Below are 16408 nucleotides of genomic sequence, written 5' to 3'. Positions count from 1 at the left end.
CACCGAATGCGAGGGTTTGTCTACACGCTGAGAGCAGCCTTTGATGAAGGCTGCTCTTTTTTCAATTAAGATGCTTTCTCTTTTAACTTGTTTAAATAGTTCAGTGCGTCCTGCATTGTGTCCACAGGAACGATTTTCATATTACTTTTGATATCTTTTGCTGTTTTCACTGCATTTTTGTAGTCTGAATTTGGATCACCTTTATCGTTTGGTGCAAAGAAGATATCTTTTCCTGATTTATCTGCTGCAACAACCTTTTGATCAATTCCGCCAATTGGCCCGACCGTGCCATCAGCGTCAATCGTTCCAGTCCCTGCAATCGCATAGCCATGTGTTTCGTCTTCTTTTGTCAGCTGGTTATAAATTTCAAGTGACATCATTAAACCTGCCGACGGGCCGCCGATATTTTCAATATCCACCTTAATGGAAGGCGATACTTTCACATTTCGGTCTGTAAATAATGATACGCCAATTCCGACTCGGTTCGGCTCTTCTTTAAAAGGCTTTAACTTCACTTTCTGCGTGATATCCTTGCCGTTTCGTTCAAGGACAAAACGGACAGATGTACCAGCTTTTTGACGGCTGATATACGACACCATTTTATCAGCAGAATCATACGTCTTGCCATCAACGCTTTTAATCCGGTCGCCCACTTCAATTTTGCCATAAGCAGGCATGCCTTTCATGACGTAGCTCGCATATACCCCATTAAACGTATAATCTACTTTTTTGCCTGCTTTTGTATACGCTGCAATCATGGCATTTTCTTGAGAGCTTTTCATCAGCTGAAGCTGTCTTTTCATATAATCTTCATCCGACTCTCCGTCCGCTTTAATATTTTCTTCTGGGACGATCTCGTCATATTTATTCATTTTCGCAAGTAAATACGTATACGGATTGGCTGGACCTACTTTTATCGTCATAAGAGAGAAGCTGCCCTTCTCGCCGTATCCACCGTCCACTTGAATGTGAGGGGCAATCTCTGTTGCATCACCCGGCTTTGTCACGTAATACGGCAGTTTAACAAAAGTTAAGCCAAATAAGACAAGAACAACGACAAAAAAGCTGAGCCAGCGAATATTCAATTTTTTCATTCGATTAACACTCCCATTTATCAATGACATCTTTCAGTTTACCTGCTAGTTGATCTGCGGCGAGCTCACCAGCTTCAATCATCTCCTGAACCTGGGTGAACGAACTAGAGCTAAATGTTTCAAGCCTCGGCCGGATCATGAGATCTGCATGAATGGTTTGATGACGGACCAATTCATTTTGAAGGATGTCCAAACTTTGCATAATCACATCCGATAATCTCGTCGCCTTTTCTGTTTTTTTCACCCTTGATACATCAGAGGCGATAATAAGGTCTGCGCCCATTTCTTTTAAAACAGACACAGGAATGCGGTCAACAACCGCTCCATCCACTAGCTGTCTGCCGCCCATTTCGTGAGGAACAAACACGCCTGGAATACTGATGCTTGCTCTGACTGCTTGTGAGACAGACCCTTCTTTAAACACAACCTTCTCCCCTGTTTCGAGGTCACAGGCAACCACCGCAAGGGGCATTCTTAATTCTTCGAATGTTTTCCCATATGTAAACGTGTGAATCAGCTGCAAAATTCGATTTCCTTTTAAAAGACCGATTTTTGGCAGTGTATAGTCAGCATAATACTTTCTTCTGAAGACAAGTGCAAGTTTTTTCATTTTTTCTACGTCTTGTCCTGCTGCATAAAAGCTCCCAACAAGTGCGCCAATACTGCTTCCAGCAATCATATCTACCTGTATTCCTTGCTTCTCAAGACTAGACAATACCCCGATATGCGCCATTCCCCTCGCACCCCCGGAGCCTAGTGCAAGCCCGATGATCGGTCGCTTCATGAAAATCCACCCTCCTCTTTCTATGCATATATACGAATCTATAGGTCTAAACATGCCCCTACTGCTCGTATAGTAATAGAAGACAGGCTCGGCTAGTTTCTTTTTCTAATATCACGAGCTCGCCAATAGATCATAACGGCAAGGGGCGAAATCTCCATGAAAAAATGGAACACTCTGTTCATCGCTGCTTTTTTTATTTTTTTAACAGCCACTGTGATTACACATCCACAAGCCTCTTTGCAAGCGTCGAAAAATGGACTTGCAATGTGGTGGGAGGTTGTATTTCCATCATTGCTTCCTTTTTTTATTTTGTCCGAGCTATTAATTAGTTTCGGGATTGTCAGATTTGTCGGGGTATTATTAGAGCCATTTATGCGCCCCATCTTCCGGGTGCCGGGTGTAGGCGGATTTGTACTGGCTATGGGAATGGCTTCAGGGTTTCCTTCTGGTGCGAAATTAACGACAAGACTGAGGCAGGAAAGGCAGCTGACGCGGATCGAAGCAGAGCGTCTCGTTTCCTTTACAAATTCATCAAATCCATTGTTTATTTTCGGTGCGGTGGCTGTTGGTTTTTTTCATCATCCAGCTTTAGGCATTGTACTCGCCAGCGCACATTATTTAGGGAATCTCGCTGTTGGTGTGACGATGCGGGGATATAAGGCGCGGCATGATGCACACCTAAGAAGCCGCAAGAAGTTTTTATTCCCGCCGTTTAAAGAGGCATTTAATGCTCTTCATACAGCAAGACTCGCAGAGAAAAGACCGCTCGGCCAAATTTTAAGTGATGCAGTCATGTCATCAGTCCAAACACTCTTTATGATTGGCGGCTTTATAATCTTATTTTCAGTGTTTAGCAAAATGCTGTCAGTTGTCCATGTGACAGACCTTTTATCCATCGGGCTCGGATATATGCTGCAAACGATGCATCTTCCGCCAGAATTAGACCTTGCCATGATTGCCGGTTTATTTGAAATCACATTAGGAAGCCAGATGACGGGGTCACAGGAAGTCACCCTTCTCGCTAAAACCATTGTCGTCAGCTTTATTTTAGGATTCAGCGGGTTTTCTGTTCAAGCCCAAGTCGCCGGCATTTTGGCGGCAACCGATATCCGCTTTAAACCGTTTTTCTTCGCCCGTTTGCTTCACGGAATTTATGCAGCTGTTTTTGCCTTTTTATTATTCAAGCCTCTTTATGTCTCTCGATCAGACATGGCTCTCCCAGCGGGTGCCTTTGATGCAGGGCAGCAGGTCGTCATGTTCAGCAGCGTGGTTTGGAATCAGCTTGTGACAGCTGGTCCTTTGATCACACTTTGCAGCTTGATTGTGTATATCGCACTGTACTATCGGAAATTAAAAAATGGATGAGTGCCGGGTGCACTCATCCATTAAATTTTTCCTTCAGCGCTGCTTCTACCTCTTTTGGTACAAGATCTTTGACTGCCCCATGATATTTCGCTACTTCTTTGACAATACTGGAGCTTAAGAAGGAATATTGATTGTTGGTCATCATAAAAAACGTTTCAATTTCATCGTCTAACACTTTGTTCATTGAGGTGCCTTGCATCTCATACTCAAAGTCCGTCACAGCCCTTAATCCGCGTAAAATGACTTTGGCTTCTTTTTGCTTTGCATAATCAACAAGCAGGCCGTGAAACGATTCAACTTTAATATTTGGCAGCTCCTTCGTCGCTTGGCGAATAAGCTCACACCGTTCTTCAACAGTAAATAACGGTTTTTTAGATGAGTTATTTAATACACATACATACACTTCATCAAAAATCTTTGCACCTCTTTTGATGATATCCAAATGCCCCAATGTAACTGGATCGAAGCTGCCCGGACAAACGGCTATGTTCCCCATGCTAATTTCCCCGCTTTCTATAAATCGTAATACCAGTCAATCCGTACAGTTCCTGTCTTGTGATATGAAGCTGTCCTGCTTCTTCTGGCAGCTTCACGTCTTTATCATGCTCACACACGATCACGCCGTCATCTGTTAACAAGGCGTGCTCGTCAATCATTTCAAGAAGTGCTTTTAGCTGTTGATCTTTATAGGGCGGATCAAGGAAAATGGCTTGAAAGGATTCCTCTCGTTTCACAACAGCTGCGAGTGCACGCTTTGCTTCATTTCGAAACACTTCACTTTGATCCATTAGCGACAATTGATTCAGGTTTCCTTTAATCGTCTGAATCGCCTTTATATCTCGATCAACAAATATGCAATGATCGAATCCTCTAGAAAGCGCTTCAATCCCTAAACCACCGCTTCCTGCAAATAAATCAAGAGCCCATCCGCCATCAAAATACGGGCCGATCATATTAAATATTGATTCTTTTACTTTATCTGTCGTCGGTCTTGTTGATTGACCTGGTACCGCTTTAAGTGTGCGGCCTTTTCTCGTTCCAGAGATGACTCTCATTTTTCCACCACTTTTTCTGCTTGCTTCTATTCGTCATTGTTTATGACAAAAAATTCAACATTATCTTACCACATCACTCCTCAAGGAACAATGCAATGATATTCATTCATTTTCTATGTATAGATCAAGAAATCCGGGGTCATACTACTTATAACAGCATCTGATGTGGTGCTGTTGCCAACCGCGGAGAAGACTTACGTTTCCCCATAAGTTCTTCCTCCGGTTTCTCCTCTCCCTTTGCCTTCTCCTTAATGAATCATTAAGAATAGAAGGACCCCGCGGGTGATGCCGCGGGGATTTTTTTGTGTCTTTAAAAGCCCACCTTATAATCATACTCTTTTGCTTTGTCCAATTTGGATTCGTACTCTAATTTAATAAAAGGTTTATATGAAGGCTCAACACGTTTCACAAATGGTAACGAGCTGAGTTTAGCCATATGGCGCTCAAGATCATCCATATCACAATAGATCACGGCATATTTCATTTTCCTTGAAATATAGTGAACATTCCCGAATTTTCTTAGCGCTTTTGACTGCTTTAACGAATGCAGCCAGACAACCATCCCTTGACGTTTGGTTTCCATCTTTTCACCTGCCGCTTTTCAATTCTTTTCATTCATTATGTAAAAGACGAGACATTCAAGTCTCGTCAAGATACTTTACAGCCGCAGCTGCCACCTGATCCACAGCCGCCGCCGCATGATGATAGACCATCAAAATATGGGTTCCCTGTTGGAACTTTAATATATGCTGATACAGCTTGACCGATTTCAATACTAATCTCATCTAAGATGGATTGAATCGCTGTTTCTGCTTTTTTGAAATCAACCACTGTATCGTGAAGATCTAGCTTTCTTTTGACCTCACGCATTTCCTTTGAGATCGTTCTATAGTCCGGATGATACTTGCCGAACCGCTGCACATCCTCATACTGCTCTTTTACTTTTGTAAAATGGGCAATAATTTGTTGGGCTTCTTCGTCTTGCTGGAGACGCTTAAAGCAGTTGCGGTAATGTTCAGCCTCCTCCGACTGAAGAATCATGGCAGCCAATTGATTTGCTTCCTCTTGGAGCTCCACAGATTCGATTGTCGCATACATAAATGTTGCACCTCCAATTCATAGTTTACCACGAAACCTATGGATCAGAAAATGCTTTTACGTGACAAATACATCCCATGTCTCTCTTTTCTGTTGATATTCTGGATGACGGGAATTCAGCACAACGGTCATTTTATGCTTTCCTTTTGAAAGATGCTTGACCACAAATGCCGCGGTATACTCATTCCCTGCACGTTTCCCGTCTACATACACTGTAAAATATCCCGCCTTCTCGTTCTTTTTCAGACGCTCTGGCTGAAGATGAAAATCTTGAAGTGTACTTTCTATATAGACAGACGACCCTTGCACTTTGTATTTCAAAAAGCCTTGCTGCTTCATTGCGCTTTGGGCTTGCTGCATGACTGGTACTGCTGGGTCTTGCTTAATCACTTGCTCTTCTCCATGTTGACTTTGACACCCGGTGACAAGAAAAAGCAATGCGCCTATTGACAGCATCCATTTCATCATCTGATTCTCCTTTCATCTACTTTTATAGGATGCTCAGGAAATAGACATCTTAATCAACTCAAAAAAAGCCTCAGCCGGCTCCATTTTGATTGCGCATTGCTTGGAACATTTGAATCATCATTTCAGCCATTTGGACGCTATTGCTCAACTGACTCACACGATGAGGAATGGTTTTTTCGTAAAAGTTCATTTTATCTAATTCAAAGGACGTTAGATTTTCAGGATGCCGCGTCAGCTGTCTGTACCAGATAGGACGCTGCCTTATGAATTTGATTCGCTCCTCTTCGGCCATGACAAATTCCTGTACTTCTTTTCGCACCAGAAGCATCCCCTTTCACTTAATCTTTCCTGAAGGAGAATGGGTGCTGACTGCCTCCAGATGAACCTTTCTTTGAACCATTGGATGAAAATTGGCCGAGTAAGCTTTGTAAAGAGGAAATAGACTGGCTCATTTTGTTAATCTGTTCATTCATTTGATCAGCGTCCATTTTTTTCACAGCAGAAACCATTTTAGACATGAAATCTGCTTTTCCTGTTTCACTTGGCTTAGAGGCTTTTTCTTCTTTCGCATCTTCAGATTTCGATTGCCGGTAAGGTGACCACATCTCATCTTCCTCACCAAACATGACCCAATTCTCGTATACACTTTGCCAGCTTTTTTCTTGCGATTGCACTTCTTGAATTAACTTCGGATGGCGTCTGACGAATTGTTTAAATTCATCTATGGATGTTTGTTTTTGCTTGTTTGTCATATCCTCACCCCCCATACAAATGCCTACTATACTATATACATCAGCATCTGTTTTGGTGAGCCTCTTTTTAACCATCAAAAAAGCAGCTGCGACCATGCAGCTGCTTTCGTTTAAGATGTTTTCTTGATGAAATTTTGGGTGTAATATTTTTCTTTTACTCCTACGCCAAGATGCGTGTAATCTTTATTTAATAACGCCTTCCTGTGACCTTCACTATTGAGCCAGCCCTCTACCGCTGCGGGTCCATCGACATAGTTATAAGCAATGTTTTCACCTGCGAGCTGAAAGCCCACCTCGCCTCTTTCTAACCGGTCTTTCAGCGTACCGTATTTTTTAGATTCATGGGAGAAATAATGATTCTCTTTCATGTCCTCACTATGCATGAAGGCCACTTCAGAGGTTTCATCATCCCACTTTAAGATCGGCAGGTTGTACTTATGGCGGATAATATTGGTCATATCAAAAATTTGTTTTTGACTGGAAGCTTCGATATCTTTCCACTTTTCACCTGATATCGCCTCAGGTTCTATCAATTGACCTCGATAGACCACCTCATACGGCTTTTGTTTCACAAATGTATCTGCGTTGAAGGCCCTGATACTTGAAAGGGTGCTTTCAAACTTATCCATGTAAAGCTGAACATACACATCATCTCCGACTTTCACAGTGGGTCTTGTATTCATATCATCTTCTGAGAATTCAAAGCGGTATGAATTTTGTTCATCCTCTACATGAATGTAAGGTGCAATTTGTGTTTTCTTAAATACTTCACTTGTGGCTTGACCGATTTTAAACGGTTCTACATTCAGTCCGTCTCCTGTTGCAAACAAGGTCACCACTTTACTATCCTTTACCCCTACTTGAATATAGTGCTTCTTCGATTGGTTGTAAATCCACCAGTCATAATCATATGCGGAAGGATCAATGCGATCTGGTTCTCCCAGCTGTTTAAGCACTTCGTTTGAAGATTTCCCCATAAAGGACATGAGTCCCTTTTTTGGGATGTTGATCGGCTTATCGCTAGATGTTTCTTCATTAGACACCTTCGGTTCATTGCTGTTTTCTTTTTCTGGTGAAGATCCATATTGAATAAACAGAACGTATGTTCCAGATATAATCAGGAGGATGAGGAGTGTTTTGAGCACAGTTTTCAAATAAACACCTCCGTTAAATTGGCAAGGTACAAAAAGTACCTTCTACTGTCATTTAAACAAAACTTGCTCCATTTATCAACGACAATACAGCCTATTTAACACGAATTTAAAATATGCCCCTCTTAATGAAGAAATCCTTGTCCATGATCTTGATCCTGTTGAGAGATTTCTGTCAGTGCCTCTCCCGCGCGATCATTTGATAAATCTTCGACTGATAAATCTCCTAGAGCGACAATCCCTGTTAATGCGCCGTTTTTTACAACAGGAATGCGGCGGAGCTGATGCTCTGACATGAGCCGGACAATTTCTTCAAGTGTTGCATCTTCTTCAGCTGTTAGTACTTCCTTTGTCATCAGCGAGCCCACTTCCTGTGAGTTTGGCTTTTTTTCTGCAATGCCTCTAAGCACAAGGTCACGGTCTGTCACTATCCCAACGAGCTGATCTCCGTCAACCACTGGAATGGCACCGATATCAGCATCTCTCATTTTGACTGCTGCTTCATACGTATTGTCATCTTGCTGACATGTCACTACTTTTTTTGTCATAATATCTTTGATTTTTTTCGTTTTCACGTTGATTCCTCCATCCGTTATTTTCTTTATTACTGTAACCAGCTTATAAAAGAACATACCTTTCACAGTTGAAAGTTTAACGCTTTCATACTATGATTGTCAGTAAAGGGAAAATTTATAAGGAGGGGTTTTGGGTGAAGTTTGAAGGTACGGGGATTGAAGAGGTATCAGCTGACTTAAATAAATTAGATTTCATTATGGAAAGCGAAGGATTTGTACGAGCCGATCAATGGGATTATGAGCGTGTGACATACGACAGAAAGTACAGCATGGTAGAGGGAACCTTTTATTTACGGATTTCCGGCTACGCTACTGAAGGAGATGTCGGTGCCAAAAAGGCACACATTCAGCTTCTAACACCATTACTTGGAAAACACTATTATCCACATGGCGTTGAATACGGCGAAGGCGAAGAATTCCCTAAGTCTCTCATCCAATCGAGCAAAAAAACACTTGCACAGCTGAAGGAAAAACTAGAAGCCATGACGGCTGAAGCATAAAACAAAGGGCTAAAATATTCTTTATTTTAGCCCTAGATGAAAGCACAGCCATCTGGCTGTGCTTTTTTTATTCATATTTCGGAATAAGCGCATCTGGTACGGCATCTTTCGCTCTTTCTTTTCTTGCCCAGTCAAAGAAGACAACAGCAAGAATAGAGCCGTACACAATCTCCTGAATAATTTTCATTAAAATGGCACCTAGCTGCTGATCCTCTAGCAGCGGCAAGGTGTGGAACATATCAGGGCCAGTGAGAGCAAGGCCAGCAAGCATATCACTTGGCACACATAAATGCAGTGCTTGTATCCAGGCGCCTGCATCTGAATAGGTTGCATAAATCGGTGCCTCACTAAACATGATGAGTGCGCAGGCCGGAGTCATCAATATCCCGTCTGCCATGATATATCCAAGCTTCAAAATGCCTGTGATCTGCGGCTGACTTTGGACTTTATGGACAAGCGGCCACCACATGAAAAAGGCAGCGATAAAAATAACCACCGTCATCAATGCGTGGTAAAACGGATCTGTTTTCACAAAATCAAACACAAGCGGAATGTGATACAGCGAAAACAATCCGTTAAATCCAAGCAGTGCAATTAAAGGTTTGGAAAACAAACGGAAAACAGCTTGAATACCTGGTGTTTGAATGATCCGCTCCCATATGGCTGGAGGCAATCCTGTAATAAGGAGAGGCGGGATGACTAGGTATAGCACCGCCATTTGCGCCATATGTGCACTAAACATAATATGCCCCATTAAATCAATTGGGCTCCCTTTCACAGCATATAACAGAACAAGCCCCGTCAGAAATAACGTTTTCTCTTTCACCGTCGCACGGTGCTTTCCCTTTGTCACAAGAAGCAGATAAAGAGCAGCTGCTATCACAATACAAGTCAAATAATAAGGGCTCCATAATGCCCGAAATCCGAATATTTCTAAGTTCTCCATTGCTGCGCCTCCTTCAAGGGCAAAGCGGGTTTACCACCATATAATGGTCAAAAAGGCTAATACGGTAATAAACGCAACAAACACACCTGAGTATAGAAACAAGGCGGGTGTTTCATGCCCTTTTTGGTTCATGTGCATAAAATAATAAAGCTGAAAAGCTACCTGAATGCCTGCAAGCAGTAAAATAAATGGTACTGCGAACCAATTTCCAACGTCTTCTGAGGCGATCGTTAAAAACGCAACAAATGTTAATCCAATCATCAAGCCGAAGGAAATGAGCTGATGCTTCATTTCCTCGGCATTTTTCTTTTTACGATATACAAGATCGACTTTGGACTGATTTGTGTTTTTATTTCCCATTCTTATCCCACCATTCCCATTAAATATACAACGGTAAAGATGAAGACCCACACAACATCAATGAAGTGCCAATAGAGACTTGCCACATAATATTTCGGCGCATTGTATAAATCTAGTCCGCGTCTCATATTTCGAATCATAAGAGCGGTAATCCAGCAAAGTCCGAAGGCAACGTGAGCTCCGTGAGTTCCAACAAGTGTATAGAAGGAAGAACCAAGAGCTGAGCTGGTAATCGTAAACTCATACGCATGCACATAGTGATAAAACTCATAAATCTCAACCCCTAAAAATCCAGCACCTAAAAGGACCGTGATACCAAGCCAAAGCTGCATCTTTTTAAAGGCAAAGTTTTTCATATGGTACATGGCATACACACTCGTTAAACTGCTCGTTAATAGAAGCATTGTGGCAATAAAGACAAGTGTGAGGTCAAACATATCAGTTGTTTTTGCTCCGCCTGCATTTGAGTTTTTCAGCGCCAAATAAGTGGCGAAAAGCGATGCAAACAGAACGGTTTCTCCTCCAAGAAACAGCCAGAACCCGACAAACTTATTCTTCCCTTCTAACGTGGCCTTCTCAGGAGAAGCCGGAAAGGTTTCCGCCGTCATTTTTTGTGGTTCCATTATGCTTTCACCCCTTTATCATCGTCGTCAGTCAAATCTTCTTTGTGAATATGGTATCCATGATCATCTTTCAGAGACCTAACCAGCATGGTCGCAAACGTAATGCCAAGACCAATGAAGATCACCGGAAGCCCCCAGCTGTGCTCTTGACGATACATGAAACCAAACGCTGACACAAATAGACCGAATGAGATAATGACAGGCAAGATGGAGTTATTCGGCATGTGAATATCATCGAGCGGTTCAGATGCTGTCATTCCTTTTTTACCATCCATTTTTTCAATCCATAATGGATCTAGTCCTCTAACAAGCGGAAGCTGTTTAAAGTTGTATTCTGGCGGAGGCGAAGACACTGCCCATTCAAGTGTTCTTCCATCTCCCCAAGGATCGCTCGATACACGCTCCCCTTTGGCTGTTGTCCAGATGATATTAATCAGCATGATCACAACAGCTACAAACATAAACAGTGCCCCAATCGTACTGATCAAGTTCCCAAGCTCGAGACCCTGACCTGGCAGGAATGTAAAGACCCGGCGCGGCATGCCCCATAGACCGAGAAAATGCTGGATAAAGAAAGTTAAATGGAAACCGATGAAAAACAGCACAAAGCCAATTTTTCCAAGCTTCTCATTCAGTATTTTTCCAAACATCTTCGGCCACCAGTAATGCACACCTGCTAGAATACCGAATACAACCCCGCCGATAATGACGTAATGGAAATGCGCCACAACAAAATACGTATCATGGAACTGATAATCCGCTGCAGCTGCCGCAAGCATGACCCCAGTTACCCCGCCAAGTAAGAACGACGGAATAAAGGCAACAGAATAAAGCATCGGCGTTGTAAACTTAACATTACCGCCCCATATCGTGAGCAGCCAGTTGAATACTTTAATTCCTGTTGGCACCGCAATTGCCATGGTCGCTACAGCAAAGATCGCATTGGCGATAGGTCCAAGCCCCGTAGTGAACATGTGATGCGCCCATACCATGAATCCAAGGAAACCAATCAATACAGTAGCGAACACCATGGACGAGTAACCAAACAATCTTTTTCTTGCAAACACCGGAATGATCTCAGAGAAGATTCCGAATGCCGGCAGGATCAAGATATATACTTCCGGGTGTCCGAAAATCCAGAACAAATGCTCCCAGATGATTGTATTTCCTCCAAGCTCTGGATTGAAAAAGCTCGTGTCAAACATTCTATCAAGCATCAGCATCGCAAGCCCTGCTGTCAGCGGCGGGAATGCGAATAAAATAAGTGCAGAGGCGACAAATGTCGTCCAAGTAAAGAGCGGCATTCTCATATACGTCATGCCAGGCGCTCTCATATTAATAATCGTTGCAAGAAAGTTAATCCCGGCAATCAGCGTACCAATACCCGCAATCTGCAAACCTAAAATATAGAAATCCATTCCATGCCCTTCTGAATTCAGCGTGAGCGAAGCGTATGCAGTCCAGCCAGCATCAGGTGCTCCGCCCATAAACCATCCAAGGTTTAAGAAAATTCCTCCGAAAAAGAATAACCAAAAACCAAGTGAATTCACAAACGGAAATGCTACGTCACGTGCACCAATTTGAATTGGTACAACCGCATTCATTAATGCAAATAAAAGCGGCATAGCTGCAAGGAAAATCATTGTCGTTCCATGCATCGTCATGATTTCATTGTAAACCCCTGCACTGACAAAATCACTTTCAGGGATGGCTAGCTGAATACGGATAAACATCGCTTCTATCCCGCCAACCAAAAAGAAAAATCCCCCTGCCACTAAATATAATATGGCAATTTTTTTGTGGTCAACCGTTGTCAAGTAATCCCATAAGACAGCGCCAAACCCCCGCTTTTTAGCTATTGTACTCACCATGAAATCCCCCTCTTATCTCCCATTTGCCCCTTTTCATATAGATGTCTTTCTTCACGATCCTTTAAGCAGACTATGTCTGACAGATGACGGCTTCTCGGTTGTAGAGACATATTCGGGAGCTCTTAACAAAAACTTCACATCGATCACATACCCTCTTGAATATCTGCTCTAGTTGTTACTCGATTTTAAGACCTTTTAAATACTCGTAAAGTGCATCTGCTTCTGAGTCATTTAATTTAGGGTACGTTCCTGTCATTTTATTACCTGGTTTAAAGCTTTCCGGATCTTTCAGCCATGCTTTCACATTTTCTTTGTTCATGTCTTTGATTCCAGCTACTTTCGTTCGCTCTCCGAAGGTCGCAAGGTTTGGTGCTGTCCTTGCTGCTTCCGGCCGCTTGTCACCAGGCTCTACTGCGTGACAGCTTAAGCAGTTTTTCTCTTTAAATAGCTTTTCACCCTCTAAAGCGAGATCCTTTGTGGATTCAGGCTTCTTGTAATCAGCCATTTTTTTCGTCCATCCTAAGAACTCATCTTGAGAAAGCGTTTTAACTTTAAAGTCCATTAAAGCATGTGACGGCCCGCAAAGCTCCGCACATTTCCCGTAGAAATATTCCCCTGCATCTTTCGTTCGTTTCGAGTCAAAGGTTAAATAAAATTTGTTCTCATTATCTGTGTTTGTATCAATTTTACCGCCAGCCGATGGAATCCAGAATGAGTGTTTGACATCGGATGCTTTCAGCTTAAAATACACCTTTTGATCTGTTGGTACGATCAATTCCTGACTTGTGACAATCCCATAATCAGGGTATTCAAATTCCCACCAATATAAGCTGGCCCTTACATTAACAACAAGTGTCTTTTCAGGATCTCGTTTTTTCTTATCCATAGCGCTTGTGTCCCCTAGTTCAAGCGTGTATGCAACAACAGGTACAACGAGAATAATGAGTAGAAGAATCGGAATCGCTGTCCATGTGATTTCCAAGTTGCGGTTCCCTTCCACCTGCTTTGGAATCGTATCTTCTCCCACTTTAGAACGTTTGAATTTAATGATGACGTAAAAGAAAATGATCGATACAACAATGACGACAAGAACCATAATAAGTGTACTCAGTACCGTTAGGAAAAACTGTTTATCTGCTACTTCCCCAACTGGCTTGAGTGTTGATAAGTATGGTTCACCACAGCCCGCCAAAACGAGCGTCAGTAAGAGAAACAGTGAATAAACACGCCATTTTCTTATCATAATTTGTCCCAACCCCTTTTGCTTGATCTCCTTTGCCTTTCGCTTTTTACCTCTTATTTATAAAATCACTTCTCACCCATCTATAACCCCCGCCTCTTATAAAAGCACTTACATTTCCTCTTTTCATAAAAAAATGATGTTTTTACTCAAAATACCATCTATGTATAAACAGAAAGCCGCCTAAATAGAACTGAATATCAGGCGGCTTTCATAGTTGTTAGAAAATGTTGTGTTATAAGATATAGCCATTGTTTTGATGTGATCAAAGTGTATTTCACTCTAGAATAGTGTAATAATAATCATCGCTACGAAAAAGATGGTTAAGTAGTTTAATGAATAAACGAACATGAGCGTCGACCACTTCATGATGTCTTTCATTTTAAAGCCCATAAGGCCAATAACAAGCCATCCAATATTAAGCAATGTACCAAGTGCGACAATCGGCCATCCTAATCCACCTAAGAAAAATGGAAGCGGTAGAAGACATGCTGTCCAAATGATGATCTGGCGTTTTGTGACTTCAAAGCCGTAAACAACTGGCAGCATTGGAATGCCCGCCTTACGGTAATCTTCCGTTTTCTTAATCGCAAGTGACAGGAAGTGCGGGATTTGCCAAATGAACATAATCATAAACAAAACCCAAGCCGTTGTGTCGATTGTACCTGTGACAGCTGTCCAGCCGATTAATGGCGGAACCGCGCCAGATACACTTCCGATAACTGTATTGATCGTGTAATGGCGTTTAGACCACATGGTGTAAAGAACCGCATAAGTAAAGACTCCAATAAATCCAATCACTGCTGATGTAATGGTTGTCATCAGAAGCATAATGAGTCCTAATACAACAAGCAGAATGCCAAATGCATACGCTTGCCCCGGCTGAATTTTACCTGTAACCGTCGGTCTTGTTTTTGTTCTTTCCATTAATATATCAATATCACGGTCAAACGCATTATTAATTGCGCATGAACCGGCAATAATAAGAGAAGAACCAATCATTGTTAACAGCACAATATCAAGATTTCCAAGAAAACTCATACCTGTAAAATAAAAAGCAAGCCACATTCCAGTAAATGTCGTAATGAAATTGGAATTGACGATGCCCATTTTAATCAGAGCAAGAAAATCTTTCCACGCTGTTGTTTCTTCTATTTGTCCATGAATAGCTGCTTCCGCGGCTGTTTTGGAATTTGCCAATGTGTATAACCTCCCTTGCCCAAACCTTCAAACGAACGAATGACACGTAAAATCATTACAACTCTATCATACAAGATAAACAGCTGTAAAAAAACATCCTATTAAATAATAAACGACAAACTTGAAGTTATTTGTGAACTTTTCGTGAATTTATTAGGATATATGTGTGTTTCAGAAGGCGGTGCAAAATGAAATATTCTCTCCTCTATTTCTATCAGACTGTCAAAGAAAGATCAAGCACTCTAAATCTGTAAACTTTGTGAACTAACATATCATTTTTTTGTGAACTTTGGTCATTATGAATTGCAACAGAACACGCATTTGGCTTAAACTTGAGAGCATGTGAGGTTTTCATTTACATCAGAAGTTTTTTAGAGAAGGTGAAATAATTTGATGAAATTTGCTTTAAGGCTATTGAGCGTGATCACAACGTTTGTGATGCTGATCGTGCTGATTGGCGGTGCGCTTGTGACGAAAACCGGTTCGGGTCTTGGCTGCGGTAGACAGTGGCCCCTTTGCCACGGTCGTTTCTTTCCTGAAATGAACCCCGCTTCCATCATCGAATGGAGTCACCGCATGTCAACAGGGGTTTCCACCATTCTTGTTCTGGCACTGGCGGTCTTATGCTGGAAAAAAATTAGTCCAGTATTCCGTGAAACCAAATTTTTGGTCATCATGTCCATTATATTTTTAATGCTTCAAGCGCTGTTAGGAGCTCTTGCCGTCGTATTTGGTTCTAACGCACTTGTGATGGCACTGCACTTCGGTATTTCACTCATTTCATTTGCTTCAGTATTACTGCTTGCACTTCTTGTCTTTGAAGCAACCAGATCTGAAACAAAGCTTGTGAAGCCGCTTCATATCGGCAAAAAAATGCAGTTCCATATTTATGGGTTGATTACGTATACGTATATCGTGGTATATACGGGCGCTTATGTGAGACATACAAAGTCAAGCCTTGCTTGTTCTGTCTTCCCGTTTTGTTCAAAAGACGGTGCGCTTCCAGCGTATTTTAATCAGTGGGTTCAAATGTCTCACCGAGCAGCAGCACTTCTTTTATTCGTCTGGATATTTGTCGCTATGTTCCATGCCATAAAACATTATAAAGAACAGAAGCAGCTTTATTATGGGTGGATTATCTCAGCCATTCTGATTACACTTCAAGCCATTTCAGGTGTGATGTCTGTTTATTCTCAGCTTGCACTTGGTTACGCGCTGGCTCATTCATTCTTTATTTCTTGTTTGTTTGGGGTGCTATGCTACTTCTGCTTACTTATTGCCCGGTTTAAATATGAAAGCAAAGAGCCATTTAGATAAAAATTGTAT

20 protein-coding genes are annotated in these 16408 nt (G+C 41.9%); 3 read left to right on the top strand and 17 right to left on the bottom strand.

Going from position 1 to position 16408, the window contains the following annotated elements:
• Positions 1–65 precede the first annotated feature (65 nt).
• Positions 66–1094: a SepM family pheromone-processing serine protease gene (locus NST65_RS07130; RefSeq protein WP_046310849.1), complete on the bottom strand. Its 1029-nt coding sequence runs from the start codon at positions 1092–1094 to the stop codon at positions 66–68.
• A 4-nt stretch (positions 1095–1098) separates the two neighbouring features.
• On the bottom strand, positions 1099–1878 hold the full coding sequence (locus tag NST65_RS07125) for a patatin-like phospholipase family protein (protein WP_041117300.1): 780 nt from the start codon (positions 1876–1878) through the stop codon (positions 1099–1101).
• Positions 1879–2034: 156 nt separating this feature from the next.
• Here NST65_RS07125 and ylbJ point away from each other — a divergent pair, with 156 nt between their 5' ends.
• Positions 2035–3243, top strand: coding sequence for a sporulation integral membrane protein YlbJ (gene ylbJ / locus NST65_RS07120; protein ID WP_081124350.1), 1209 nt, complete (start codon positions 2035–2037; stop codon positions 3241–3243).
• A gap of 13 nt (positions 3244–3256) precedes the next feature.
• Here ylbJ and coaD read toward each other — a convergent pair whose 3' ends face one another.
• The 9 genes from coaD to NST65_RS07075 form a co-directional block, all read right to left on the bottom strand.
• Complete coding sequence (coaD, locus tag NST65_RS07115) at positions 3257–3739, bottom strand: pantetheine-phosphate adenylyltransferase (RefSeq protein ID WP_024426917.1); 483 nt, start codon at positions 3737–3739, stop codon at positions 3257–3259.
• Position 3740: 1 nt separating this feature from the next.
• Positions 3741–4328, bottom strand: a complete 588-nt coding sequence (gene rsmD / locus NST65_RS07110; protein WP_254967935.1) for a 16S rRNA (guanine(966)-N(2))-methyltransferase RsmD — start codon at positions 4326–4328, stop codon at positions 3741–3743.
• Between the two features lie 280 nt (positions 4329–4608).
• Entirely contained in the window at positions 4609–4881 is a 273-nt protein-coding gene (locus NST65_RS07105) for a YlbG family protein (protein ID WP_024424276.1), read from the bottom strand.
• Positions 4882–4946: 65 nt separating this feature from the next.
• Positions 4947–5396 carry a YlbF family regulator gene (locus tag NST65_RS07100; RefSeq protein ID WP_007499807.1) on the bottom strand — a complete coding sequence of 150 codons (450 nt, stop codon included), beginning with the start codon at positions 5394–5396 and terminating at the stop codon, positions 4947–4949.
• A gap of 57 nt (positions 5397–5453) precedes the next feature.
• On the bottom strand, positions 5454–5861 hold the full coding sequence (locus tag NST65_RS07095) for a hypothetical protein (protein WP_081124349.1): 408 nt from the start codon (positions 5859–5861) through the stop codon (positions 5454–5456).
• Positions 5862–5934: 73 nt separating this feature from the next.
• Entirely contained in the window at positions 5935–6183 is a 249-nt protein-coding gene (locus NST65_RS07090) for a YlbE-like family protein (RefSeq protein WP_024424278.1), read from the bottom strand.
• A 19-nt stretch (positions 6184–6202) separates the two neighbouring features.
• Entirely contained in the window at positions 6203–6616 is a 414-nt protein-coding gene (locus NST65_RS07085; RefSeq protein ID WP_024426914.1) for a YlbD family protein, read from the bottom strand.
• 110 nt (positions 6617–6726) lie between these two features.
• Entirely contained in the window at positions 6727–7770 is a 1044-nt protein-coding gene (locus NST65_RS07080; RefSeq protein ID WP_024426913.1) for a CAP domain-containing protein, read from the bottom strand.
• Between the two features lie 122 nt (positions 7771–7892).
• The gene (locus NST65_RS07075) at positions 7893–8315 is read right to left on the bottom strand and encodes a CBS domain-containing protein (protein ID WP_029707658.1); all 423 of its coding nucleotides are present in this window, start codon (positions 8313–8315) and stop codon (positions 7893–7895) included.
• A gap of 161 nt (positions 8316–8476) precedes the next feature.
• Between NST65_RS07075 and NST65_RS07070 the strand changes: the two genes are divergently transcribed.
• Entirely contained in the window at positions 8477–8842 is a 366-nt protein-coding gene (locus NST65_RS07070) for a YugN family protein (RefSeq protein ID WP_024426911.1), read from the top strand.
• A gap of 67 nt (positions 8843–8909) precedes the next feature.
• Here the strand turns inward: NST65_RS07070 and ctaG are convergent, their stop codons facing one another.
• From ctaG to cyoE, 6 genes are all read right to left on the bottom strand, one after another.
• Entirely contained in the window at positions 8910–9788 is an 879-nt protein-coding gene (gene ctaG, locus NST65_RS07065) for a cytochrome c oxidase assembly factor CtaG (protein WP_034281665.1), read from the bottom strand.
• Between the two features lie 30 nt (positions 9789–9818).
• Positions 9819–10148, bottom strand: a complete 330-nt coding sequence (ctaF, locus tag NST65_RS07060; protein ID WP_024426910.1) for a cytochrome c oxidase subunit IVB — start codon at positions 10146–10148, stop codon at positions 9819–9821.
• 2 nt (positions 10149–10150) lie between these two features.
• Complete coding sequence (gene ctaE / locus NST65_RS07055; protein ID WP_087977219.1) at positions 10151–10774, bottom strand: cytochrome c oxidase subunit III; 624 nt, start codon at positions 10772–10774, stop codon at positions 10151–10153.
• Entirely contained in the window at positions 10771–12642 is a 1872-nt protein-coding gene (ctaD, locus tag NST65_RS07050) for a cytochrome c oxidase subunit I (protein WP_034281664.1), read from the bottom strand. The genes ctaE and ctaD overlap by 4 nt, the downstream gene beginning before the upstream one ends.
• A 175-nt stretch (positions 12643–12817) precedes the next feature.
• On the bottom strand, positions 12818–13885 hold the full coding sequence (coxB, locus tag NST65_RS07045; protein WP_034281662.1) for a cytochrome c oxidase subunit II: 1068 nt from the start codon (positions 13883–13885) through the stop codon (positions 12818–12820).
• Between the two features lie 279 nt (positions 13886–14164).
• Positions 14165–15082 carry a heme o synthase gene (gene cyoE / locus NST65_RS07040; protein WP_034281660.1) on the bottom strand — a complete coding sequence of 306 codons (918 nt, stop codon included), beginning with the start codon at positions 15080–15082 and terminating at the stop codon, positions 14165–14167.
• 393 nt (positions 15083–15475) lie between these two features.
• Here cyoE and NST65_RS07035 point away from each other — a divergent pair, with 393 nt between their 5' ends.
• On the top strand, positions 15476–16399 hold the full coding sequence (locus NST65_RS07035) for a heme A synthase (protein WP_034281657.1): 924 nt from the start codon (positions 15476–15478) through the stop codon (positions 16397–16399).
• Positions 16400–16408 lie beyond the last annotated feature (9 nt).

Origin of the sequence: Bacillus sp. FSL P4-0248 (assembly GCF_038593305.1) — a bacterium.
Taxonomy (GTDB): domain Bacteria; phylum Bacillota; class Bacilli; order Bacillales; family Bacillaceae; genus Bacillus; species Bacillus safensis.
Note: the sequence above shows the minus strand (reverse complement) of the source record. Positions and strands in the feature narration are given on the sequence as shown.

Excerpts from the sequence above, each read along its gene's own strand:
- NST65_RS07130 (WP_046310849.1), bottom strand. The coding sequence starts at position 1,094 with ATGAAAAAATTGAATATTCGCTGGCTCAGCTTTTTTGTCGTTGTTCTT.
- NST65_RS07125 (WP_041117300.1), bottom strand. The coding sequence starts at position 1,878 with ATGAAGCGACCGATCATCGGGCTTGCACTAGGCTCCGGGGGTGCGAGG.
- ylbJ (WP_081124350.1), top strand. The coding sequence starts at position 2,035 with ATGAAAAAATGGAACACTCTGTTCATCGCTGCTTTTTTTATTTTTTTA.
- coaD (WP_024426917.1), bottom strand. The coding sequence starts at position 3,739 with ATGGGGAACATAGCCGTTTGTCCGGGCAGCTTCGATCCAGTTACATTG.
- NST65_RS07105 (WP_024424276.1), bottom strand. The coding sequence starts at position 4,881 with ATGGAAACCAAACGTCAAGGGATGGTTGTCTGGCTGCATTCGTTAAAG.
- NST65_RS07100 (WP_007499807.1), bottom strand. The coding sequence starts at position 5,396 with ATGTATGCGACAATCGAATCTGTGGAGCTCCAAGAGGAAGCAAATCAA.
- NST65_RS07095 (WP_081124349.1), bottom strand. The coding sequence starts at position 5,861 with ATGAAATGGATGCTGTCAATAGGCGCATTGCTTTTTCTTGTCACCGGG.
- NST65_RS07085 (WP_024426914.1), bottom strand. The coding sequence starts at position 6,616 with ATGACAAACAAGCAAAAACAAACATCCATAGATGAATTTAAACAATTC.
- NST65_RS07075 (WP_029707658.1), bottom strand. The coding sequence starts at position 8,315 with ATGACAAAAAAAGTAGTGACATGTCAGCAAGATGACAATACGTATGAA.
- ctaG (WP_034281665.1), bottom strand. The coding sequence starts at position 9,788 with ATGGAGAACTTAGAAATATTCGGATTTCGGGCATTATGGAGCCCTTAT.
- ctaF (WP_024426910.1), bottom strand. The coding sequence starts at position 10,148 with ATGGGAAATAAAAACACAAATCAGTCCAAAGTCGATCTTGTATATCGT.
- ctaD (WP_034281664.1), bottom strand. The coding sequence starts at position 12,642 with ATGGTGAGTACAATAGCTAAAAAGCGGGGGTTTGGCGCTGTCTTATGG.
- coxB (WP_034281662.1), bottom strand. The coding sequence starts at position 13,885 with ATGATAAGAAAATGGCGTGTTTATTCACTGTTTCTCTTACTGACGCTC.
- NST65_RS07035 (WP_034281657.1), top strand. The coding sequence starts at position 15,476 with ATGAAATTTGCTTTAAGGCTATTGAGCGTGATCACAACGTTTGTGATG.